This is a genomic window from Agathobaculum sp. Marseille-P7918, assembly GCF_964248325.1.
Lineage (GTDB): Bacteria > Bacillota > Clostridia > Oscillospirales > Butyricicoccaceae > Agathobaculum.
On the sequence record NZ_CAXTXI010000002.1, the window covers coordinates 253,587 to 276,791 of the forward strand.

The following is a 23,205-nucleotide window of genomic DNA, read 5'->3' on the forward strand; positions in this document are numbered from 1 at the left end:
AGCCTTCCGCTCTTTTGTTATGCCTTGATAACGATTCCCAGCCGTTTTGCAAGCATAGCCGCCTGCTCCATCGTCACGATCGCGCCACGCAGTTCGGCATTTGTGTCAGATACCGCGATGCCGTCCAGCACGCAGTCGGTCAAGTCCAGCCCCGCCAGTGACGTATGCAGTAAGCGCGCGGACCGCAGCACAGTGCGCGTCAGTGTCCAGTCCTTCCACTGGCAATCGCAGAATGATGCGCCTGTCAGGTCGCTGCTCAAAAACGCTACCCGGCGCAGCCGCGTCCGATCAACCACCGCATCGGACAGGCGGCAGTCCCGCACATCCACCTCGCGCCAGCCAGTCTCAGCGAAATCCGCCCCAACAGCCTTGCAGCCGATTAGCTCCACCCGTTCAAAAAACGCATCCCGCCATCCGCTGCCTGAAAGCTCGCAGTCGTCGAGCACCACGTCTGCAAAATCCGCGCGCTCCCAGCGGCAGCCGGTCAGACGGCAGCCCTCCAGCCGCACACCGCGCAGCCGCAGTCCTTCATACCATGTGCCAGATAAGTCTGCCCCGCGGATGCATACATTTTCCACCGTTTGCTCGTCATGCGCGGCACGGGCCAGCAGTATATCCGCGTCCTGTACAGATTCCAACGACGCGGGCAAATGCGCGCTCATGCTTTATCGAGCAGCTTGATGATCTCGTCGATCTTGCCTTCGCGGGCCTGCTCGTCGCCCGTTTCAAACGCATCCTGCACACAGCCTGCTAAGTGCCCGCGCAGCACCTCGCGCTGCGCCTTGTGCACGAGCGACTCAACCGCCTGCAGCTGCGTGACAATTTCCATGCAGTAACGGTCGTCCTCAATCATCTTGAGCACCCCGTCGAGCTGACCGCGTGCGGTACGCAGCAGCGGCTCGACCTTTTTCCGGTCCGCCCTCATTTCAGGCCGACCACCTTATACCCCGCCTGCTCGACCGCCTCGGTCAGCTTGGCGTCATCCGGCAGGGTGTTGCTTTGAACCGTCGCGGTGCCGTTTTGCAAATCCACCTGCGCACTCACACCGTCAAATGCCTCCAGCGCCTTTTTGACATGCGCCACGCAATGCTCACACATCATGCCTTCGATCTGAATTACCTTGGTCTTTTCCATTTGCTTTTCTTCCTCCTTCGGCAGTATTACACACTGGCTGCTCTCCGGCTTGGGAGAGGCCTTGAAAAACTTCAAACGCAATGCGTTGGAAACCACACAAACCGAGCTCAGACTCATCGCAGCCGCGCCGATCATCGGGCTGAGTTTCAGTCCCAGCGGCAGCCACAGCACGCCCGCCGCAATCGGGATGCCAATGCAGTTATAGAAAAATGCCCAGAACAGGTTCTGACGGATGTTACGCATGGTCTGCCGTGACAGCCGTATCGCGTCGACTGCATCCATCAAATCGCTCTTCATCAGCACCACGTCCGCCGACGCAATCGCCACATCTGTGCCTGCACCGATGGCGATGCCCACATCCGCACGCGCCAGCGCGGGCGCGTCGTTGATACCGTCGCCAATCATGGCCACCTTGCGGCCCTGCTCCTGCTTTTCGCGCACCACACGCTCCTTGTCCTGCGGCAGAACCTCGGCCACCACATCCTGCACGCCCAGTTCTGCGGCAATGGATTGCGCCGTCGCCTGATTGTCGCCGGTCAGCAGCGTCACCTGCACACCCAGCTTTTGCAGCGTATCGACCGCGGCGCGGCTGCTCGGCTTGAGCACATCCGCTACCGCAAAGATGCCGACCACCTGCCGGTTAGCCGCAAAGTACAGCGGTGTTTTGCCCGCGGCAGCAAGGTTTTCGCCCATCTGCTGCGCCGAGCGCGACAGCGCAAGGCCGTTTGCCAACAGCATACGGCGGTTGCCGGCCATGCAGCGCACACCGTCGATTACCGCGCGCACGCCCTGTCCTTCAATCATTTCAAACGAATCGGTTTTGCGCTCCTTGACATGCTTGGCGCGCGCATAGCGCACGATTGCATCCGCAAGCGGATGATCGCTGTGCACCTCAAGGGACAGCGCCAGCGACAGCAAATCTTCCGGCTCCACACCGAAGGATTTGATATCGGTGACGACCGGACGGCCCTCGGTCACGGTACCGGTCTTGTCCAGCACGACGCAGTCCACGTTATGCAGGTTTTCCAGTGCCTCAGCCGACTGGAACAGCACGCCGTTTTTCGCACCCACGCCCGTACCGACCATGATGGCAACCGGCGTTGCCAGTCCCAGCGCACACGGGCAGGAAATCACCAGAACCGCTATCGCACGAGTCAATGCAAAGCTCGGGGTCTCCCCGACCACCAGCCAGATGATCGCAGTCACCAGCGCAATCAGCATGACAACCGGCACAAATACGCCTGCGACCTTATCCGCGAGCTTGGCAATCGGCGCCTTGGATGCGCCCGCCTCCTCGACCAGCCGGATGATCTGGCTGAGCGTTGTATCATCGCCCACGCGGGACGCTTTCATCGCAAAATAACCGTTTTTCGTCACGGTTGCGCCAATCACCATGTCACCCTTGTTCTTTTCCACCGGCATGGACTCGCCTGTGATGGCGCTCTCATCGAGATAGGCATGCCCCTCTACAATCTGGCCGTCTACCGGCACAGACTGCCCTGCGCGCACGATAACGTAATCGCCCACGCGCACCTCTTCAATCGGTACGGTAACCTCCTGCTCACCGCGTATAACCGATGCGGTCTGCGGCCGCAAATCCATCAGAGCGGCAATGGCCTCGCCGGTCTTGCGCTTGGCGCGCGCTTCAAAGAACTTGCCGAGTGTGACAAGCGTCAGGATCATACCCGCGGACTCAAAGTACAGGTCATGCGCATACTCATGCACGCGCGCCATGTCGCCCGCAGCGCCCGCATAACCAATCTGAAACAGCGCGTACACACCGTACACCACGGATGCACCCGAGCCGACCGCAATCAGCGCGTCCATCGTGGGCGCGCGATGCCATATCGTGCGGAAACCGTTGATAAAATATTTGCGATTGACCAGCAGGATGGGCAGCGTCAGCAGCAGCTGCACCAGTGCCAGCGCAAACGCATGCGCCTCGCCGCTGACAAAACCGGGCATCGGCAGACCCAACATCGGTCCCATGGAAAAATACATCAGAATAATGAGGAACACCGCGGAGACAAGGATGCGAGTTTTCATTTCATGCAGCGCATCCTCGGGCGCGGCATCCTTTGCAGGCGCCGCCGCGCGCGTGCCGCCGTCCACAGCGGCAGTGTAGCCGCCCTCTTCAACCGCGCGGATGATCTGTTCGTCGCCGCATGCACTCTCATCATACTCCACCGTCATGCTGCCTGCCAGCAGATTGACCTGCACTTCGCGCACACCCGGCACAGCGGAAACGCTTTTTTCCACATGTGCAGAGCACGCCGCGCAACTCATCCCGCCGACGCGAAATCGTTGTTTCATATCAGGATCTCCTTTTATCTCTCACCCCTCCCCCGGGGAGGGGGTCTGTTGCACAGTTAGTATACCCCACGCACTTTATTTTGTCAACCCTCTGTGAAAGATGCTGTTTTTTCCGCTTCTCTTGACAAATCCGCTTAAAAACGGTAAAATAAACACAATTAATGGTAGTTGAAGCGGTTCGCAAGGACGCAGTGAAACGAAAGTTTACACTGCGTCCTTTTTTTGTTCCGCTGCACTGCAACAGAATAAAAAGGAGAAAACCCAAATGCCCAAGAACAAAAAACAAGATATTGTCTTTACCCTGCTGATGGCCGCCGTGATGGTATACGGCATGATCTGCTACAATGTTGCCCTCAACATCGGCGGGTGCCGCAACGAGGTCTTTGGCGCAGCGTTTCACGAGTTTCCCATCATGTGGCCGGTCGCGGTACTGCTGGAGCTGATTTTTGTCGGCCGGCTGGCACAAAAGCTGGCATTCCGTCTGGTCGACCCACGCACTGTCCCACCGACCGCCATCATGCTGGCAATCTCCGCGATGTCGGTATGGCTGATGTGCCCGTGCATGAGCTTTTTTGCCTGTCTCTTTTTCAAGGGCGGCCTTCTGCAAAGCGAGTTTATCGCTATCTGGGTGCAGACCACCGTGCTCAACTTCCCGATAGCGCTGCTGCTGCAATTCTTCGTGGCCGGACCGCTGGTGCGCCTGATTTTCCGCCGCATTTTTCCCGATTAACCGCCCTATACATGCAAAAGCCGCACGAGTTTCGTGCGGCTTTTGCTTTCTATTTGCTTATTCGTGAATAGTGGTCGAGAAGGACAGACATTCCTCCTGTCCCGGACGCAGCATGCGCACGCCAACCTTGTTTTCGATTGCGTGGTCAAGATAACCGCCATCCGGCAGCGTGCTCCACGGCTCCAAGCAGACATAAGGCACGTCAAAATCCTTATACGCGCTCCACAGCGCAAAATACGGAAAGTCCGCAAAGTCCATGGTTACGGTTCGGTCGTTGCACGTACTGCCAATGGTCGCACGGCGCACCGGAAGATCGTCCATAATGATTGCATCATTGCGGAACGTCTCGCGCGTGATAGGCAAATAGCCGTCTTTGAGCAGCAGATCACCGTGCGCGCGGCTGAGCATCACGTTTTCATCCGTCAGGATCGGATGCAGCACCGTCGTACCCTCAAACGCCACAAAATAGTCCTCAATCGACTCATTCGGCTGCCAGCAGAGTGTGTATGCATCGTGCCCGCCGACTTCGTAATACATATCGGTATCGCTGCGGTTAAACACGACATGTTCTTTTTTCAGAGTTGCGCCTGTCAGCGTATAGCGCACCGTGCAGACAAAATCCCACGGATACATTTTCTTGGTGAAATCGTTTGCTTCCAGCACAAATTCCACGTACTCATTGCCTACAGCACCGATCTGCCATTCCAAATCACGACCGAAGCCGTGCTGGGTGATTTCATAGGGCGTGCCGCCCACCGTATAGGTTTTATCCTTGAGCCGCCCAACAATCGGGAACAGAATCGGCGCATGCCGTTTCCACACGGCAGGATCGGCCTGCCAGACATATTCCGTGCCGGTTTTTTTACTCTTAAAACTGCTCAATTCCGCCCCAAACGGATTGATCTCCACCCGGAAAAGCTCGTTTTCCAATACCTGCATTGTGTATCCGCCTCCCTTTTTACTCTGATTTAAGCATAGCTTTTTTCACCTGCAAAGTCAATCCGCCGCCTGTTTTTTAGCATTTCCGCCGGATTTCACCGTCTGCATTTGGCAGTTTCGCCGGATTTATCCGCATGCATTGACAATGCGCGCTATATTGCATTACAATATAGTCAGTACCTTGCAAAGCAAAACACCAAGGAAAGGGAGGGCGGCCGGTGTGATACCATCACAACTGCTCAAAGGCACACTTGAGGGCTGTATTCTTGCCGTGCTCAGCCGCGCGCCAACCTACGGCTACGAGATCACCGAACAGCTTTCCGACTATGGCTTCGGCCAGATTGCCGAGGGTACGATTTATCCGCTGCTGCTGCGGCTGGAGAAAAACGGGCTGGCGCAGGCGGAATACCGCGCCTCCGAGGTGGGTCCCAAGCGCAAATACTACGCGCTGACCGACAAAGGCCGCGTGGAATTGCAGAATTTTCTCGCAAGCTACCGCGAGCTGACACAAGCGGTTGATAAACTTCTGGCTGATACAGGAGGCGATTACCATGACCAAGCAAACCCTACTGCTCAGAGATGAAAACGAACGCTCTGCAAGCCTTCTTTCCCATCCCACCGAACGTATCTTCCAACAAATCACTGTTTACATCCGTACCGCCCCTATCAACACTTATTATCAGGAAAGCATTCGCCGCGATATCGTACAAATGCTGCTCGACGCAGAAGCCCACGGGCAAACGGCAGAAGCTGTCATCGGCGCAGATTACCGTGCCTTCTGCGACAGCGTGATCGCAGAAGTGCCGCCGCTGACCCGCCAGGAACAGTGTCTATACGGCCTGCGCGGCGTATTGTTGACCGCCTACTTTCTCATTGCATACTGGCTGATTCCTATCATTGGGCAGCTACAGCAAAGCTGGCCAATGATGCCTGTTACCACGGGCAATCTGGTCGGCGCAGCACTTGTCGTGTTGATTATGATAACTCTTTCCCTGCTTACCCGTTACTTTTCTCGCAGTCCGTTGACACAGCTTTACAGCAGCAGTATGAAAGTCCGCTTGCTGTTTTTGCCTTGGTTTTTGCTTTATCTCATTGCCAGTGCGTTTCTGCGTACCACCGTCTTTTCTGTCAATTTCCCGGCGGCGGTGGCAGTGCTCACCATGCTATTGCTGCTGCACTGCTGGATCGACCGCCAAACCGACTAAACTGCAAAAAAGTCCTGCCGGGATTCCGGCAGGACTTTTCTATGTTTTTCGTTCAAAGCAGTTCCATCTTAGAGTCCGCTTCAGTAATTGGCCGCAGCGGACGGCATGGCACGCCGACCGCAAGGTATCCCGCAGGGATGTCCCGCGTCACCACACTGCCCGCGCCGATAACCGCACCGTCTCCAATGTTCACACCGCCGAGCACCACAACATTCGCTGCAATCCAGACGTTATTCCCGATGTGGATGTCCTTGGCAAACTCGGACATCGAGACATGCCCGTCCGGATAGCGCATGCTGGTGCGCTCGGACGCAATGAGCGGATGGTCGGTCGCCATGAGCGACACATTCGGGCCGAACATCACGTTATCCCCGATAAAGATGCGTGCATCATCCATGACGGTCAAATTGAAATTGCAGAAGAAATTCTCTCCGATAAAGGTATGAAAGCCATAATTGAACTGGATCGGCCCCTGAAAATAGTATTTCTCACCGATCTGCCCGATAAACTCACGCACAATGGGCAGTCGCGCGGGGTCGTATTCGTCCATCGCATTGAATTTCTGACACAGGATGTGCGCCTTATGCTTGATGTCGCGCAGTTCCTTGGTGCGCGCGTCAAACAGCCTGCCCGCAAAGATTTTTTCTTCCTCCGTCATTCTTTGCCGCCTCCCGCCAGTTCCTTTACCGTGCGCTTACGCGAGCGCGGCCTTGAGTTCCTCTACCTTGTCGGTATTCTCCCACTTAACGCCCAGCTCCTCACGGCCCATATGGCCGTAAGCGGCAAGCTGCTTATAAATCGGCTTGCGCAGGTCAAGCGTTTCGATAATTGCCGCCGGACGCAGGTCAAATACCTTGCGCACTGCTTCGGCCAGCTTACCTTCGTCCACAGTGCCGGTGCCGAAAGTCTCGACCATGATGGAAACCGGCTCGGCTACACCGATGGCATAGGCCAGCTGAAGCTCACAGCGCTTGGCCAGTCCGGCCGCAACGATATTCTTAGCCACCCAGCGCGCCGCATACGCCGCCGAGCGATCCACCTTGGTCGGGTCCTTGCCCGAGAACGCGCCGCCGCCGTGACGGCCGATGCCGCCGTAGGTATCGACGATAATCTTACGGCCGGTCAGACCCGAATCGCCCTGCGGACCGCCGATAACAAAGCGGCCGGTCGGGTTGATGAAATACTTGGTGTTCTCGTCGAGCAAATGGGACGGAATGACCGCCTTGACAACCTGCTCAATCATATCCTTGCGAATCTGCTGAAGCGAAACCTCCGGGCTGTGCTGGGTGGACAGCACAACCGTGTCCACACGCACCGGCAGATTGTCATCATCATACTCAATCGTCACCTGGCTCTTGCCGTCCGGGCGCAGATAATCAAACATGCCGTTCTTACGCACCTCGGTCAGGCGCTTTGCCAGCTTGTGTGCCAGAGAGATGGGCAGCGGCATCAGTTCGGGTGTTTCGTCACACGCATAGCCGAACATCATGCCCTGATCGCCCGCACCGATGGCGAGGTCGGCGTCTGACGCGCCTTCCTTGCGCTCAAGCGAGTTGTCTACGCCCAACGCGATATCGGCGGACTGCTCATCGATTGCGGTCAGCACCGCGCAGGTGTCGCAGTCAAAGCCGTACTTGGCGCGGTCATAACCGATTTCCCGAATGGTATCGCGCACAACCTTGGGGATGTCCACATAGCAGGTGGTCGAGATTTCGCCCATCACCTGTACCATGCCAGTGGTGCAGGTGGTTTCGCAGGCAACGCGCGCATACGGATCATTCGTTAAGATTTCGTTAAGGATCGCATCCGAGATCTGGTCACAGATCTTGTCCGGATGTCCCTCCGTTACGGATTCCGAGGTGAAAAAATGATGTGCCATGATATAATTCCTTCCTTTCTGGTACGTCGGGACACAACAAAAAACGCTCCCGTCAGGGAGCGAAAAAGCCGTTTTGCCCCCTCATCTTTCGTCTTCCTACGCCGGATTTGGCACCTTACGCATGGTTTTGCGCAGGTTGCCGGGTTTCATTGGGCCGTTCCCTCCACCGCTCTGGATAAGGTCGTATATTTACTTACGCGGTTTATTTTATATAAAAACAGAATATTTGTCAAGCGAAAATTTCAGTAAATTCGGATATTGTATGCGGATTGACATTTTCTTTGTACCCCGTTATATTAAATAAGTAAGAATGTGCCCTGCCGTCGTTCAGTTTGCGCGGCTTTGCGGCATATTCTTATTCGCATTCACCATGCGTCCTACGGACGCATTGTTTTTATCACGGGAGAGAATAAGGATATATGAACGTAAATGTAGGAATCGATATCGGCTCAACAACGGTTAAAATCGTCGTTGTGCGCGATGGAGAGATCATCCACAAGCACTATGAGCGCCACTTTTCCAAGGTACGCGAAAAAGCGGTTGAGCTGGTGCGAAATGCGCGCGCGCTGATCGGAGAAGACACCACGCTGCGCTGCGCCATCACTGGCTCGGCAGGCCTGGGCGTCGCCAAAGCTGCCGACATCGACTTTGTGCAGGAGGTTTTTGCCACACGCAAAGCGGTTGGCGTGCATGTGCCGCAGGCGGATGTGGTCATCGAGCTGGGCGGTGAGGACGCCAAGATTGTGTTCCTGTCCGGCCAGCTGGAGGAGCGCATGAACGGCTCGTGCGCGGGCGGTACCGGCGCGTTCATCGACCAGATGGCCGTGCTGCTGGACGTAACCCCGGCTGAACTGGATCAGCTCGCGCAGGGCGCGGAGCGCATCTACACCATCGCGTCCCGCTGCGGCGTGTTCGCCAAGTCGGATGTCCAGCCGCTGTTAAATGAAGGCGCGCGTAAAGAGGACGTTGCCGCGTCCATCTTCCAGGCGGTCGTCAACCAGACGGTCGCAGGTCTGGCGCAGGGCCGCGAAATCAAAGGCGACGTGCTGTTCCTGGGCGGGCCGCTGTTCTTCTTTAAGGGCTTGCAGCACCGTTTTCAGGAAACGCTCGGTCTGGACGATGCGCATGCGCACTTCCCCGACCTCGCCCCCTACGCAATTGCCGCAGGCGCGGCGGAGTACGCGGGCGACACACAGAAAACCTATACCGTCTCGTCACTGCTCGACGCGCTTGAGCATGCGGCCGGCGCACCGGTGGTGGCAAACTATCTTCCGCCACTGTTTGAAAACGAAGCGCAGTACGAGGAATTCAAACACCGCCACGGCGTGCACGATGTCATGACGCAAAACGTCACGATGTACGAAGGGGACGCTTATCTCGGCATCGACTGCGGCTCGACCACGACCAAGCTGGTGCTGATTGGTGAGGACCATCAAATTCTGTACCATCACTACCAATCTAATAAGGGCAACCCGGCGGACGTTATCCGTGAGCAGCTCACCCAGCTGTATAAGCTGTGCGGGGACCGCGTACATATCGTTTCCAGCGCGGTCACGGGCTATGGTGAAGCGCTCATTCAGAATGCTTTCGGCGTGGACTTCGGACTGGTAGAAACGGTCGCGCACTTCCGCGCGGCACGCCACTTCTGCCCGGATGTCGATTTCATCATCGACATCGGCGGACAGGACATCAAGTGCTTCAAGATCCGCAACAAGTGCATCGATAACATCTCGCTCAACGAGGCCTGCTCGTCGGGCTGCGGCTCGTTCATCGAGACCTTTGCCCGCTCGATGGGCTACTCTATCGAGGAATTCTGCAAGCTCGGCCTGTTTGCCCAGCATCCGATCGACCTCGGCTCGCGCTGCACGGTATTCATGAACTCCTCGGTCAAGCAGGCTCAGAAGGACGGCGCAGGTATCGACGCGATTTCGGCCGGCCTGTCGGTTTCGGTCGTCAAGAACGCACTGTATAAGGTTATCCGCGCGCACTCGCCGGATGACCTCGGCCAGCACATCGTCGTGCAGGGCGGCACCTTCCTCAATGATGCCATTCTGCGCTCGTTCGAGCAGGAAATCGGCCGCGACGTGACCCGTCCGGCAATTGCCGGCCTGATGGGTGCTTACGGCGCAGCGCTGCACGCCAAGGACAACCGTCCGGAACAGACCTCGCTCATTGGGACAGACGTGCTCGCCGGTTTCGAGCACACCGTGCGCACAGCGCGCTGTGGTCTGTGCGAAAACCACTGCAGCCTGACCATCAACGACTTCGGCGGCGGCCGCCGTTTCATCTCAGGCAACCGCTGTGAGCGTCCGCTCGGCGGCGTGAAAAAGACTGAGCTGCCCAACCTTTATAAATGGAAGCTGGATAAACTTCGCAGCTACGGCGAACCGTCCGGCAATCCTGCGCCGCTCGCCACGATTGGCCTGCCGTTCGGCCTGAACTATTACGAGCTGCTGCCGTTCTGGACGACTTTCCTGCGTTCGCTCGGTTTTGAAACCGTGCTGAGTGACGTGTCCACCCGCGACATGTACATGAAGGGACAGCACTCTATCCCGTCGGACACGGTATGCTACCCGGCCAAGCTGATGCACGGCCATATCGAAAACCTGCTGGAAAAGGGCGTGGACGCGATTTTCTATCCGTGCATGACCTACAATCTGGACGAGGGCCGCGCGACCAACTGCTATAACTGCCCGGTCGTGGCGTACTATCCCGAGCTTTTGAAGGCGAACGTCGCAGCGCTTTCCGATTTTGACTTTATGATGCCGTATTTTGAGCTGGCTGACCCCAAGCGGTTTACCCAGCACGCGGCAAAATATTTCTGCGGCAAGTACCCGCAGCTGAAGAAAAAGCAGGTGGAAGCCGCTTCAAAGGCTGCTTATCAGGAGCTGGCCGACTATTACGCGCAAATCCGCGCAGAGGGCCAGAAGGCCATCGCTTATGCCGACACGCACGGACTGGATATTGCGGTCATCGCGGGCCGTCCGTACCATGTCGACCCGGAGATTAACCACGGCATCGACCAGCTGATCGCCTCGTTCGGACTGGTCATCGTGTCTGAGGACGCAGTCTGGCAGCTGACCGAAGCGCCGCAGGTACATGTGCTTAACCAGTGGACCTATCATTCGCGCATGTACGGCGCGGCGAAATACGTCACCAAAAAAGAAAACGCGCAGCTGATTCAGCTGGTGTCCTTTGGCTGCGGCATCGACGCCATCACCACCGACGAAATGCGTGCCATTTGCGAAAATGGCGGCAAACTCTATACACAGCTCAAGATTGACGAGATCAGCAATCTCGGCGCGGCAAAAATCCGCATCCGCAGTATGCTGGCCGCCGTAGAGGAGGGCAGAAAACTTGCAAAACAACAACACGACGCCTAAAACCTATCAATACGCGCAGTTCACAGAGGAAATGCGCAAGGATTATACCATTCTGGTACCCAATATGCTGCCGGTGCAGCTCGGCCTGATGTGCCGCCTGATGAAGAACTTCGGCTATAACATGGAACTGCTCAACACGTTCGGGCCGAACATCGCGGAACAGGGCCTGCGCAACGTGCACAACGACACCTGCTATCCTGCGCTGCTGGTCATCGGCCAGCTGCTGGATGCCATTGAGTCCGGCAAATACGACATCCACAAAATTGCGCTCATCCTGCCGCAGACCGGCGGCGGCTGCCGCGCTTCCAACTACATCCATCTGATGCGCAAGGCGCTGGAAAAGAACGGATATGGCTTTATCCCGGTCATTTCGCTCAACTTTGCCGGTCTGGAAGAGGATGCCAACCCCGGCTTCAAGCTGACCAAGACCATGCTCATCCAGATTGCTTACGCGCTGCTCATCGGCGATTTGATTATGCTGGTAGCCAACCAGTGCCGTCCGTATGAAGTCGTACCCGGCTCGACCGAAAAGGCCATCGAAATCTGTATGAACGCGGTTACTGCGCGCTTTACGGGCGACCGTATGGTGCGCTACAGCGAGGTCAAGCACCTGTACCAGTATGTGCTGACCGCTTTCGGCAAACTGCGTCTGGACAAGACGCAGAAAAAGAAAATGGTCGGCATTGTGGGCGAGATTTACGTCAAGTTCTCCCCGCTCGGCAACAACCGTCTGGAGGAGTTCCTGCTTTCGGAAGGCTGCGAGCCTGTGCTGCCCGGTCTGACCGACTTCTGCCTGTATTCCATCTACAACTCGGTTATCGACCATAATCTGTACGGCCGCTCGGCCAAGCGCGCCGCCATTTACAAGTTCGTCTATCAGTTCCTGCTTGGCAAACAGGCGGATATCATTAAAATTATGAAAAAGGACGGCAACTTCCGTCCCCCGATGCCGTTTGACGAGGTGCGCAAAAAGTCGCACGCCATCATCGGCGAGGGTGTTAAGATGGGCGAAGGCTGGCTGTTGCCGGCTGAAATGGTCGAACTCATCAGCGAAGGCGTAACCAACATCGTCTGCACCCAGCCGTTCGGCTGCCTGCCCAATCATATCGCGGGCAAGGGCATGATCCGCCGCATCCGCGAGGTCTACCCGCAGGCGAACATCGTCGCGGTCGACTATGACCCCGGCGCATCCAAGATCAATCAGGAAAACCGCATCAAGCTGATGCTGTCGAGCGCAGAGTGACGCAAAAAACCGGAACCCTTGGGTTCCGGCTTTTTGTTGCTGCGCACGCGGGGTCACTCCGTCCGCCAACCGGGGTAATTGGCGTCGAGGTAATACGGGATATAGTCTTGCAATTCGTCAGGAGTCGGGTAGTCTGTCACGGCAACGCCCGCGGCCGCTGCCGCCTTCGCAGCGGGTGAGCGGCGCGTATCCGTCATGCCGAAGCGCGCGGCGGCGATCTCGACCAGCTGTGCGTCGGTCGCACGGGGCAAATCCATGCCCTGCTGCCAGATCAGCACAGCATCGTCTCCTTCGCCCCAGTAATAGGCAGTCGTCGTCTGCGCGCCGTCCCGCACGCGGGCGACATTTTCCTCCTCCCAATCGTAAATATGCCAGTCGCCGTTCTGCCAGTCGCGGTTGTCCATCTCACCCAGTCCAGTGACCGAGTGACAGGGAATTTTGTATACCTCCCCGTTTCCCCCCTCCTCAAAGCGGTATTCCATGTAGCGGTCGCCCGGATAGTCCAACCGGTAGGCGATGCGCCCGTCAGGCAGCACGCACCGGTCGTACACTCGCATCTCCGAAAGGTCATACGGCACCGCCCCATGCCAACCGACCAAAACCGCGAACAGGCCAAGCAGCACGGCACACAGCAACGCGGTAACCGCACACCCCTTTAGAAACGCCCGCAGCTTGCCGCGCCGCCACGTTTTTGCCACGCCGTCCAGCGCACGCACCTCCCGCTGCTCCTCCGCCATCTGCGCAAGCGGTGCGTCCAGCGCCGCCAGCTCCGCGCGACAGGACGCGCAGCCTGCCAGATGTTCTTCAACCAGCGTGCGCGTCTCGTCCGCACACACGCCGTCCCGATAGAGCGGCAGCAGGTCGCGGATCACATTACAGCTCAGCTTCATCCTGCAATTCCTCCTTCAGTTTCAGTCTCGCACGGTGATAGGTCACCCGCGCCCAGCTTTCGGTTTTGCCAAACAACTGCCCGATCTGCGCAAACGGCAGCTCGCCGAACAGCCGCAGCGAAAACACCTCTTTGTAGGGTTCGGGCAGCGCATGCAGCGCCTTGTGAACAGCAAACGCCGTCTCCCTGCGCAGCAATTTGTGCTCCAGATTCTCGACGCAATCCTCGGCCGGTTCGCCGCCCCGGTTTTTGCGCAGCCAGGTGTAATACTCGTTTTTGGCGATCTGGCACAGCCAGACATACAGGCGGCATTCGCCCCGGAAGCCACCGATTGCTTGCAGTGCCTTGAAAAACGCCTGCTGCGTGACCTCTTCGGCTATGCCCTCGTTTCGGCACAGCGACAATACATACCGGTACACGTCGGTGAAGTACGTCCGGTACACCTGCTCGAAGTCCTGCACACGCCCACCTCCTTTTTTCACAGATAAGACCAGCCACTCCACCGTTCGTTACAGCACGGCGGAGAAATTTTTTGCCGCTTTCCAGTATAGCACGCTGCGCACCCGCCGCATAGGATGCAATGACCGCCTTCCCCCCGCGGGAAGTGCGGCCGAAATCTTTCAAACTGGGAATGATTGCATGGACCACGAAATCTTTTCCCCGCTGTCCGACCTGCCCGAAGGCTCACGGGCGCGCGTGCATGCGCTGCATCTGTCAGGCGGCATGCGTCGCCGCCTGCAGGACCTCGGGCTAGTGGCAGGCACGCGGGTATCCTGCATCCAACGTGCCGCAGCGGGCGACCCGACAGCCTACCGCATCCGCGGCGCGATCATCGCACTGCGAGCGGATGACGCCGCGCAAATCGAAATCGGGGTGGACGCTTGATGGAGTCGGAGCGAACCCCAGTCGTGGCGCTGATGGGCAACCCCAACGTCGGCAAATCCACTGTGTTCAACGCGCTGACCGGCGCGCGCCAGCACACCGGCAACTGGAGCGGCAAGACGGTGTCGGGCGCACGCGGCACAATGCACTGCGGCGGCCGCGAAATGACGCTGGTCGACCTGCCGGGGACCTATTCGCTGCGCCCCCGCTCGGCAGAGGAGCGTGTCGCGCGGGATTTTCTCGCCGGCGGCGAAGCGGATGCGGCCGTTCTGGTTGCGGACGCAACCTGTCTGGAGCGCAATCTCATTTTGATTCTGCAAGTGCTGGAACTCCTGCCTAACGTCGTGGTATGCCTGAACCTGATGGATGAGGCGCGAAAAAAGCGCATCCACATCGACATACCTGCACTTGAGCGCGAGTTGGGCGTACCGGTTGTGCCGTGTGCGGCGCGGCGCGGCCGCGGTCTGCCCTCGCTGACGCAAGCTGTGTGCCGTATATTAAACGGTGAAACCGTCCCTCACCCCACCGCTATCCGTTATTCCGCCGAAATCGAGCAGGCCATACGCGCATCCGGCCTTGCGCGCGCAGATGCGCTGGCTGCGCTTTCAGACTGCCCGCCCGAAGGACTGTCCGTGCAGCAGCTGGATGATTTACTAACCGCTGCGGCAGCGCTGCGCGCCGAGGAAATCGCCCTGACCTGCGTGCAGGTCCCCGCGGATGCAGATGCGCGCGACCGGCGTATCGACCGTATCCTGCTCAGCCGCCGGTTCGGGCTGCCTCTCATGCTGCTGCTGCTTGCGCTTGTGTTTTACATCACTCTGTTTGGCGCTAATGTCCCGAGCGAATGGCTGGGCGAACATCTGCTCGGTCTGAGCACACCGTTTGCCACCTTTCTGTCCACACTCGGTCTGCCGCCGTTTGCCGTTTCCCTGCTGGTCGACGGCCTGTGGCGCGTACTCGCGACCGTCATCTCGGTCATGCTGCCGCCCATGGCCATCTTTTTTCCGCTGTTTACACTGCTCGAGGACGCAGGCTATCTGCCGCGCGTCGCCTTTCAGCTCGACCATGCCTTCCGCTGCGCGCATGCCTGCGGCAAACAAAGCCTAACCATGTGCTTGGGTCAAAAACGGATGCGCAATGCGCTGCATTTCCATCTGCGTTAAAGGCAGTTAAAATGTAGGCTAAGCTTTGGCAAGAGTGGTTGAGATGGATATTTTGCGGTGCTATACTCGCTTTTGGACACAGGGAAAATCAATTCACACCCTGCAATTACATGCAAAAAAGGGAGTAATCACGAATGCAGACAAAAAGAGTATTGGCAGGCATCCTGACCAGCACGCTGCTGCTCGGCACCTACCCGTTCGCTTCCGCAGCGGACTATAACGATTCAAGCGTCACCGGTGCTGCGGGCTGGCAGGCATGGACCGAAGCGTGGAACACCATTGCCACCGACTACACGCAGGTTTCCATGACACCCGGCGCGGACGAGACCCAGCTGAACTTCGCCTGGTACAGCAAGGACGAGACCGGCAAGAGCGCAACGCCGGTCGTCCACTTCGGCACGGACAAGAATAACCTTGCTGGGTTCACCGGCACTTCTGCCGCCGTGGACACCAGCCTGACCGATGGCACGGCCTATTCCTACAACCATGTTACTGTGACCGGTCTGAAGGCCAACACCACCTACTACTACACGGTAGAAAAGAACGGTGTGCAGACCGAGGTCAAGACCTACCAGACCGGCGACTTTGAAAGCGCGCAGATCCTGTACGTCGGCGACCCGCAGATCGGCGCTTCCAAGGGTCAGACGCAGAACGGCGAAGCGCTTGCTGCGGACAGCGGCGCTGCCAACACCGCCGCGCGTAACGACAGCTTTGCCTGGGACCGCACACTGGATATTGCGCTCCAGCAGAATCCGGGGCTTGATTTCGTGATTTCCGCGGGCGACCAGATCAACAAGACCGGCAAGCCCAAGGAAGAGGAGTACGCGGGTTACCTTTCCGCCAGCGCGCTGACCAGCCTGCCGGTTGCCACCACGATCGGCAACCACGACTCACTCAACGCGGACTACCAGTACCACTTCTACAACCCGAACCAGACCGGCTACGGTGAAACCGAAGCGGGCGGTGACTACTATTACTCCTACGGCTCCAGCCTGTTCATCGTGCTCAACACCAACAACTACAACGTGGCCGAGCATGAAAAAACCATCCAGAAAGCCGTAGCCTCCGACCCGGACGCTAAATTCCGCATCGTCACCATCCATCAGGACATCTATGGCTCTGGCCTTGACCACTCGGACACCGACGGCATGATCCTGCGCACCCAGCTGACCCCAATTTTTGACGAATACGACATCGACGTCGTTCTGCAGGGCCACGACCACACCTACAGCCGCACCAAGCTGCTCTACGGCGACGGTCAGACCCACGGCACCTACGAATTCCGCCTCAACGAGGACGGCTCGGACTACGACTGGGACAATGCGTACAACACCCAGACCGATGAGCAGATCCCGCTCTATCCCGAGGATGAAGCCGGTCAGGCCAAGCACGACGCATTCCAAGCCGACAACGAGTGCTACACCATCGAGGATATGCAGGGCAACACGGTCACCAACCCGCAGGGCATCCTGTACATGACCGCAAACTCCGCTTCGGGTTCCAAGTTCTATGAGCTGATCGCTTCTCAGCAGGATTACGTCGCCGAGCGCAGCCAGAACTGGCTGCCGAGTTACTCGGTCATCAACCTGACGGCCGACACCTTCTCGATCGACACCTACCAAATCACCGACGCCGGAAAGGTGGAAAAGATCGACAACACCTTCACCATCAAAAAGACCGATGAGCAGTCCGCAGCGGTCACCGTGGACGGCGCAGCCAAGCAGGTTGCGACCGCTTCGGTCAGCGGTGAGACCTACTACCGCCTGCGCGACCTTGCCACCGCGGTAAACGGCACAGCTGCCCAGTTTAACGTCGAGTGGAAGAACGGCGTCATCGTCATCACCGGCGAGCACTACGACACCGCAGCCCTTGCCCCGGCTGCCGAGGCGACCGGCGTCAAGCAAACCCTGACCATGCAGGTAAACGGCAAGACCGTGACCACGGCCGCTGCCGACGTAAACGGCAACTACTATGTCCCGGCAAGCCTGCTGTCCACGCTGGGCATCAAGGGCACGGTATCGAATGGCACGCTGACCATCACCACCAAGTAATTTTCCCCCTCTTTCTTCCGTTCCTACATTCTTTCGGCAGATTCTCCGCGGATGACAGCGCATCCGCGGAGAATTTTCCGGTTTCCCCTGTTTTTCGTCTTTGCCTTGCGCGCAAGACATTATCCATTTCCGTAAAGCGAGTGATTGATTTGCATACCGACCAAAAACAACCCGTCCGCCGTCTGCTGCTCCGCTGGGCGCCGCCGCTTTTGCTGCTGCTTGTGTTCTGCGTATTTGTTGTGCGCATCAATGCGGTAGATAAATTCGGACTCGTCTCCCGTGAAGGGCAGACCTTTGAGAAAGGTGTCGTCACCGAGATCATACAGGACAACTTGCAGTACGACGGCAGTCGTGTGGGCGAGCAGCTGGTGCGCGTGGAAATGAAAACCGGCGCGCGCGCCGGTCAGACGCTCGAAATGACCAGCTCCTCCGGCTATCTGTTCGGCGCGGGCTGCACCGTGGGAATGAAGGTCATCGTCATGCAGAGCGTGTCGGGCGACTCGACCGTTGCAAGCGTCTATGCGCAGGACCGCGAAACCGTTATCTATGTATTTGCGGGGCTGTACCTGCTGGTGCTGTGTCTTGTGGGCGGCAAGCAGGGCGTGAAGGGCGCGCTCGGTCTGGTGTTCACCTTTTTCTGCATCCTATTCATGTATCTGCCGCTTGTCTACCGCGACCATTCCCCATTCTGGGTGTCGGTGTTCATCTGCACTATCACCACGATCGTCACCATGTACCTGATCGGCGGCCCGACGATGAAAACGCTGGTCGCGACCGGCGGTACGGTTGCGGGCGTGTGCATCGCAGGTCTGACCGCGACCGCGTTCAGCGCAGCTTCGGGCATCACGGGCTGGAACGTCAGCGACATCGAAAGCCTGCTGACACTGTGGAACACCAACGGCATCCAGGTCGGCGGCCTGCTGTTTTCCGGCCTGTTGATCTCCAGTCTGGGGGCCACGATGGATGTTGCCATGTCAATCGCCAGCGCCATCAGCGAGATCCACACCCAGACGCCGGATATCTCCCGCCGCGAGCTGTTCCGCGCGGGCATGCGCGTCGGACGCGACATGATGGGCACGGACTCCAACACGCTTATCCTCGCCTTTGCGGGCGGCAGCATCAGCATGCTGGTGCTCGACTATGCCTACGACCTGCCCTATCTGCAAATCATCAATTCCAACAACATCGGCATAGCCATCATGCAGGGGCTGGCCGGCAGCTTCGGCATCGTGCTGAGCGTCCCGGTGACCGTGCTGCTCGCCGTTTTCCTGTACACGCTCGGCCGAAAAACACCAGCAGCCTAAACCAATCCAGCGGCGGCGCCTTTGGGACAAGGCGCCGCCGCTGGGTTATAATCCGTACACTTTTCCGCAAATTGTCTGGAAACCGATTCCAAGATACCCAAAATGTAAAAGATAACAGGATTTCTCACCGGATTTCATGTAATAAAACTCTTGTAATGCGCGTCGGTTTTGCTTAAAATGGTTGTGTATGATTTGTCGCCTGCGGGCGGCACAGGCCCACACACAGAATGCGGAAAGAACACTGCATGGAGGAGGAAGCATGAGCAAAATCGAACCATATATCACCAGCATCCCGGATTTTCCCGAACGGGGCGTGATCTTCCGAGACATCACCACGGTCATCGGCAACGCGGATGGCTTGCAGCTGTCGGTGGACGAAATGGCCGCGCTGCTGGAGGGGGAAAACTTTGATGTGATCGCAGGGCTGGAATCGCGCGGATTCCTGTTCGGTATGCCGATCGCCTACAAGCTGCACAAGCCGTTCATTCCGATCCGCAAGGCCGGCAAGCTGCCGCGTGCGACCGCCGGGATGTCCTACGAGCTGGAGTACGGCACCGCCTCGATCGAGGTACACCGTGACGACATCCAGCCGGGGATGCGTGTCGTGCTGATCGACGATCTCATCGCCACGGGCGGCACGCTGGAAGCGGCGGCCAAGCTGCTCGAGTCGCTCGGCGCAACCGTGGTCAAGATCGTCTGCCTGCTCGAGCTGAAGGGACTGCACGGCCGCGACCGTCTGCAGGACTATCCGCTCGCCACCGTTGTATCCTACGACGGCAAATAAGAAAAGGGAAAATAGAGAAAATAAAAAGGGGCTGAAACCACACATGTTTGAAAAGATGTTCAAACTGTCGGACAACCACACCACCGTCCGCACCGAGGTCATGGCGGGCATTACCACCTTCATGACCATGGCATACATCCTTGCGGTCAACCCGAGCGTGCTCGGCTCGACCGGTATGGATACCACCGCCGTACTGCTGGCGACCGCGCTGGCATCCTGCCTCGGCACGGTCTGCATGGCATTCATGGCAAACCTGCCGTTTGCGCTGTCCGCTGGCATGGGCCTGAACGCCTTTATGGCGTACACCGTTGTCGCCGGTTACGGCTACAGATGGCAGGTCGCGCTGCTCGCGGTCTTTATCGAGGGCCTGATCTTTATCGTTTTGTCACTGACCAACGTGCGCGAAGCGATTTTCAACGCCATCCCGCTGACGCTCAAAAAGGGCGTTTCGGTCGGCATCGGCCTGTTTATCGCCTTCATCGGCCTGCAAAACGCGGGGCTGTCGATCGACTCCTCCACGCTCGTCACCATCACCAGCTTTACCGACAACTTCCACACCTCGGGTATCTGCGCGCTGCTCGCGCTGGTCGGCCTGTTTATTACCGCGGTGCTGTATATCCACAAGGTTAAGGGCGCAATTCTGTTCGGCATTCTGGCGACCTGGATCATCGGTATGCTGTGCCAGCTGACCGGCCTGTATATCCCGGACGTGGAAGCGGGCTTCTACACCCTGTTCCCGGCCTTCGGCATGACCGACTTTACCAAGCTCGGTCTGACCTTCGGCCAGTGCTTCAATGTGGATTTCGGCGCGGTCGGCATCTTCAACTTCATCGTGGTCATCTTCTCGTTCCTGTTCGTCGATATCTTTGACACGCTCGGCACGCTGATCGGCGTAGCCACCAAGGCGAACATGCTCGACAAGGACGGTAAGCTGCCGCGCATCAAGCCCGCGCTTCTGTCCGACGCGATTGCGACCTCGGCGGGCGCTATTCTCGGCACCTCGACGACCACGACCTTTGTCGAGTCCGCCTCCGGCGTGGCTGTCGGCGGCCGCACCGGCCTGACTGCGCTGGTTACTGGCATTCTGTTCCTGGTTTCCACGCTGTTCGCGCCGATTTTCACCGCTATCCCCTCCTTTGCCACCGCTCCGGCGCTGATTATGGTTGGCTTCCTGATGGTCGGCACGGTCACCGAAATCCGCTTCGATCTGGACAACCTGACCGAAGCCATCCCGGCTTATCTCGCCATCATCTCCATGCCGCTGTTTTACAGCATTTCCGAAGGCATCTCGATGGGCGTTATCTCCTATGTTTTGCTGAACCTTGCCGCAGGCAAGGGCAAGAAGGTCACCCCGCTCATGTATGTACTGGCGGTGCTGTTCATTCTCAAATATATCTTCCTGTAAGCAGAATATCGCACGGGCCGCTATCCTCCAGGATGGCGGCTTTTGTATATCCTGCATCGAATGATTGACGGCACGGTAAAAAACGATTACAATGTGGATATCTTACATCCCACGTTTTCCCCGAAAAGGAGATTATTATGAAAAAAAGACTCACCGCCCTATTGCTGATGCTTGCGCTTCTTGTCCCCTGCCTGCCGCTTGCTGCGGCAGCCGAGGATACACCTGTTGCCGCAAGCACAAACACCAAACTGATTGCCTTCACGTTTGATGACGGCCCCTCGACCTATACCGCCACCCTGCTCGATGGTCTGAAAGCCCGTGGCGCCAAGGCAACCTTCTTTATGAACGGTACAAACGGCTCACACGGCATTGTCAACCACAAAGACCTGCTCACCCGCATGCGGGACGAGGGTCACCAGCTCGCAAACCATACTTATCAGCACCTCATCCCGTTCGACAGCTACGGCGCGAGCACGATCTCGAGCGAGGTCAGCCGCGTGGAAAGTCTGCTGTTTGACCGCATGGGCGGCTCATACACCGACATGGTGCGCACCCCCGGCGGCGCAACAGGCGGCGCGGTCAAGAGCACAGTTGCCGCGCCCATCATCCTGTGGAGCGTGGACCCGCTCGACTGGAAGTACCGCAACGCAAACACGGTCTACAACAACATCATCAAAGGCGCGCATGATGGTGCAATCGTGCTGACGCACGACATCTATCAAACCAGCGTACAGGGTGCGCTGCGCGCAATTGATACGCTCAAAGCGCAGGGCTATGAGTTCGTAACCGTAGCCGAACTGCTGCGCCGCCGCGGCATCACCCCACAAAACGGCGTTGTCTACACCAGCGCCCCGAACAAGGGAACTAACCTGCCCGCGTATACTGCGCCGACCATCACCTCCACACCGGGTGACAACGGTGTTTCGGTTACGTTTTCAACTGCAGACAAGGGGCTAACGCTGTATTACACGACCAGCACCGCGACCCCGCATCTGGGAAGCCAGAAATACACCGGCCCGATTACCATTACCAAGGACACAACGTTCACCGTGGTCGGCATTGACAAATACGGCACGCGCACGCCGGTGACAACCAAAACGGTTGCCGGCATACCGCCAACGTCTGCGCCGACGGTTTCCTATGAAAACGGCTTGCTGACGCTCTCGTGCGCCACTGCGGGCGCGTCCATTTATTACACGACCGACGGCTCCACGCCGACCGCCGAAAGCACGCCCTATACCGGGCCGTTCGCGCCCACGACAACCACCAAGTGCATCGCCATGCTATCCGGCCATCTGAACAGCCCGGTTGTCACCTGCACACTGACCAAGTACGGCCGCCTGTTCACCGATGTACCCGCGGAAAGCTGGTATTATGACAGCGTGGGCGAGGTTGTCGAGCAGGGGCTGATGAATGGCACGAGCGCCTATACCTTCTCGCCCGATACGGTTGTCACACGCGCCATGCTGACCACGGTGCTGTATAACCTCGCAGGCAAGCCCGAAGTGGGCGATAACCTCGGCTATCCCTATGCCGATGTGGATGCAAACGCCTATTATGCCCTGCCCGTCTACTGGGCGCGGGCCAACGGACTCGTGACCGGCTACAACGACGAAACCTTTGCACCCAATGACACAGTTACCCGCGAACAGGCCGCCGTACTGCTCTACCGTCTGGCAAATTACCTCGGCATGGATACCAGCGCACGCGCCGATCTGTCCGTGTACACGGATGCCGCACAGGTGAGTGCATACGCGCAGGAAGCCATGCAGTGGGCGGTTGCGTCCGGATTGCTGAACGGCCGCACCGCAACCACGCTCGCCCCGCAGGGCAGCGCCACCCGCGCGGAGGGTGCAAAAATCCTGACGAGCTTCACCGCACTGACATAGCTCCATAACAGA

The 23,205-nt window shown here is 58.0% G+C and carries 20 protein-coding genes and 1 riboswitch; of the genes, 12 read left to right on the forward strand and 8 right to left on the reverse strand.

Going from position 1 to position 23,205, the window contains the following annotated elements; all coding sequences use genetic code 11:
* Positions 1 to 17 precede the first annotated feature (17 nt).
* The 3 genes from ACESSO_RS04640 to ACESSO_RS04650 are packed head-to-tail and all read right to left on the reverse strand — an operon-like array spanning position 18 to position 3,447.
* Positions 18 to 662: a pentapeptide repeat-containing protein gene (locus tag ACESSO_RS04640; protein WP_373163874.1), complete on the reverse strand. Its 645-nt coding sequence runs from the start codon at positions 660 to 662 to the stop codon at positions 18 to 20.
* Entirely contained in the window at positions 659 to 925 is a 267-nt protein-coding gene (locus ACESSO_RS04645) for a metal-sensing transcriptional repressor (protein WP_373163875.1), read from the reverse strand. Before ACESSO_RS04645 ends, ACESSO_RS04640 begins: the two co-directional genes overlap by 4 nt.
* On the reverse strand, positions 922 to 3,447 hold the full coding sequence (locus ACESSO_RS04650; RefSeq protein WP_373163876.1) for a heavy metal translocating P-type ATPase: 2,526 nt from the start codon (positions 3,445 to 3,447) through the stop codon (positions 922 to 924). Before ACESSO_RS04650 ends, ACESSO_RS04645 begins: the two co-directional genes overlap by 4 nt.
* A 265-nt stretch (positions 3,448 to 3,712) precedes the next feature.
* Between ACESSO_RS04650 and ACESSO_RS04655 the strand changes: the two genes are divergently transcribed.
* On the forward strand, positions 3,713 to 4,177 hold the full coding sequence (locus ACESSO_RS04655) for a DUF2798 domain-containing protein (protein WP_373163877.1): 465 nt from the start codon (positions 3,713 to 3,715) through the stop codon (positions 4,175 to 4,177).
* Positions 4,178 to 4,234: 57 nt separating this feature from the next.
* Here the strand turns inward: ACESSO_RS04655 and ACESSO_RS04660 are convergent, their stop codons facing one another.
* Entirely contained in the window at positions 4,235 to 5,116 is an 882-nt protein-coding gene (locus ACESSO_RS04660; protein WP_373163878.1) for an aldose 1-epimerase family protein, read from the reverse strand.
* A 220-nt stretch (positions 5,117 to 5,336) separates the two neighbouring features.
* Here ACESSO_RS04660 and ACESSO_RS04665 point away from each other — a divergent pair, with 220 nt between their 5' ends.
* Positions 5,337 to 5,699, forward strand: a complete 363-nt coding sequence (locus ACESSO_RS04665; protein ID WP_373163879.1) for a PadR family transcriptional regulator — start codon at positions 5,337 to 5,339, stop codon at positions 5,697 to 5,699.
* Positions 5,668 to 6,321 (forward strand): hypothetical protein, encoded by a 654-nt coding sequence (locus ACESSO_RS04670; protein WP_373163880.1) that lies wholly within the window; start codon positions 5,668 to 5,670, stop codon positions 6,319 to 6,321. Before ACESSO_RS04665 ends, ACESSO_RS04670 begins: the two co-directional genes overlap by 32 nt.
* Before the next feature lie 52 nt (positions 6,322 to 6,373).
* On the opposite strand, the gene ACESSO_RS04675 is transcribed toward ACESSO_RS04670, so the two are convergent.
* Together ACESSO_RS04675 and metK are read right to left on the reverse strand one after the other, a co-directional pair.
* Complete coding sequence (locus tag ACESSO_RS04675) at positions 6,374 to 6,979, reverse strand: sugar O-acetyltransferase (RefSeq protein ID WP_373163881.1); 606 nt, start codon at positions 6,977 to 6,979, stop codon at positions 6,374 to 6,376.
* A 36-nt stretch (positions 6,980 to 7,015) separates the two neighbouring features.
* Positions 7,016 to 8,200, reverse strand: coding sequence for a methionine adenosyltransferase (gene metK / locus ACESSO_RS04680; protein ID WP_373163882.1), 1,185 nt, complete (start codon positions 8,198 to 8,200; stop codon positions 7,016 to 7,018).
* Positions 8,201 to 8,278: 78 nt separating this feature from the next.
* A riboswitch (SAM riboswitch) is annotated at positions 8,279 to 8,382 on the reverse strand.
* 237 nt (positions 8,383 to 8,619) lie between these two features.
* Here metK and ACESSO_RS04685 point away from each other — a divergent pair.
* Both ACESSO_RS04685 and ACESSO_RS04690 read left to right on the forward strand, forming a co-directional pair.
* Complete coding sequence (locus ACESSO_RS04685) at positions 8,620 to 11,583, forward strand: acyl-CoA dehydratase activase (RefSeq protein WP_373163883.1); 2,964 nt, start codon at positions 8,620 to 8,622, stop codon at positions 11,581 to 11,583.
* Positions 11,558 to 12,826 (forward strand): 2-hydroxyglutaryl-CoA dehydratase, encoded by a 1,269-nt coding sequence (locus ACESSO_RS04690; protein WP_373163884.1) that lies wholly within the window; start codon positions 11,558 to 11,560, stop codon positions 12,824 to 12,826. Before ACESSO_RS04685 ends, ACESSO_RS04690 begins: the two co-directional genes overlap by 26 nt.
* 53 nt (positions 12,827 to 12,879) lie before the next feature.
* On the opposite strand, the gene ACESSO_RS04695 is transcribed toward ACESSO_RS04690, so the two are convergent.
* On the reverse strand, positions 12,880 to 13,716 hold the full coding sequence (locus ACESSO_RS04695; protein ID WP_373163885.1) for a zf-HC2 domain-containing protein: 837 nt from the start codon (positions 13,714 to 13,716) through the stop codon (positions 12,880 to 12,882).
* The gene (locus ACESSO_RS04700; protein ID WP_373163886.1) at positions 13,700 to 14,176 is read right to left on the reverse strand and encodes an RNA polymerase sigma factor; all 477 of its coding nucleotides are present in this window, start codon (positions 14,174 to 14,176) and stop codon (positions 13,700 to 13,702) included. Before ACESSO_RS04700 ends, ACESSO_RS04695 begins: the two co-directional genes overlap by 17 nt.
* Positions 14,177 to 14,354: 178 nt before the next feature.
* Between ACESSO_RS04700 and ACESSO_RS04705 the strand changes: the two genes are divergently transcribed.
* From ACESSO_RS04705 to ACESSO_RS04735, 7 genes are all read left to right on the forward strand, one after another.
* Positions 14,355 to 14,600 (forward strand): ferrous iron transport protein A, encoded by a 246-nt coding sequence (locus tag ACESSO_RS04705; RefSeq protein ID WP_373163887.1) that lies wholly within the window; start codon positions 14,355 to 14,357, stop codon positions 14,598 to 14,600.
* Positions 14,600 to 15,760 (forward strand): FeoB small GTPase domain-containing protein, encoded by a 1,161-nt coding sequence (locus ACESSO_RS04710; RefSeq protein ID WP_373163888.1) that lies wholly within the window; start codon positions 14,600 to 14,602, stop codon positions 15,758 to 15,760. The genes ACESSO_RS04705 and ACESSO_RS04710 overlap by 1 nt, the downstream gene beginning before the upstream one ends.
* Before the next feature lie 134 nt (positions 15,761 to 15,894).
* Entirely contained in the window at positions 15,895 to 17,811 is a 1,917-nt protein-coding gene (locus ACESSO_RS04715) for a metallophosphoesterase (protein ID WP_373163889.1), read from the forward strand.
* Between the two features lie 140 nt (positions 17,812 to 17,951).
* On the forward strand, positions 17,952 to 19,115 hold the full coding sequence (locus tag ACESSO_RS04720; protein ID WP_373163890.1) for a YibE/F family protein: 1,164 nt from the start codon (positions 17,952 to 17,954) through the stop codon (positions 19,113 to 19,115).
* Between the two features lie 259 nt (positions 19,116 to 19,374).
* A complete protein-coding gene (locus tag ACESSO_RS04725) occupies positions 19,375 to 19,899 on the forward strand; it encodes an adenine phosphoribosyltransferase (protein ID WP_373163992.1) in 525 nt (174 codons plus the stop codon).
* A 43-nt stretch (positions 19,900 to 19,942) separates the two neighbouring features.
* On the forward strand, positions 19,943 to 21,304 hold the full coding sequence (locus ACESSO_RS04730) for an NCS2 family permease (protein ID WP_373163891.1): 1,362 nt from the start codon (positions 19,943 to 19,945) through the stop codon (positions 21,302 to 21,304).
* A 137-nt stretch (positions 21,305 to 21,441) separates the two neighbouring features.
* Complete coding sequence (locus ACESSO_RS04735; protein WP_373163892.1) at positions 21,442 to 23,193, forward strand: S-layer homology domain-containing protein; 1,752 nt, start codon at positions 21,442 to 21,444, stop codon at positions 23,191 to 23,193.
* Positions 23,194 to 23,205: the final 12 nt, after the last annotated feature.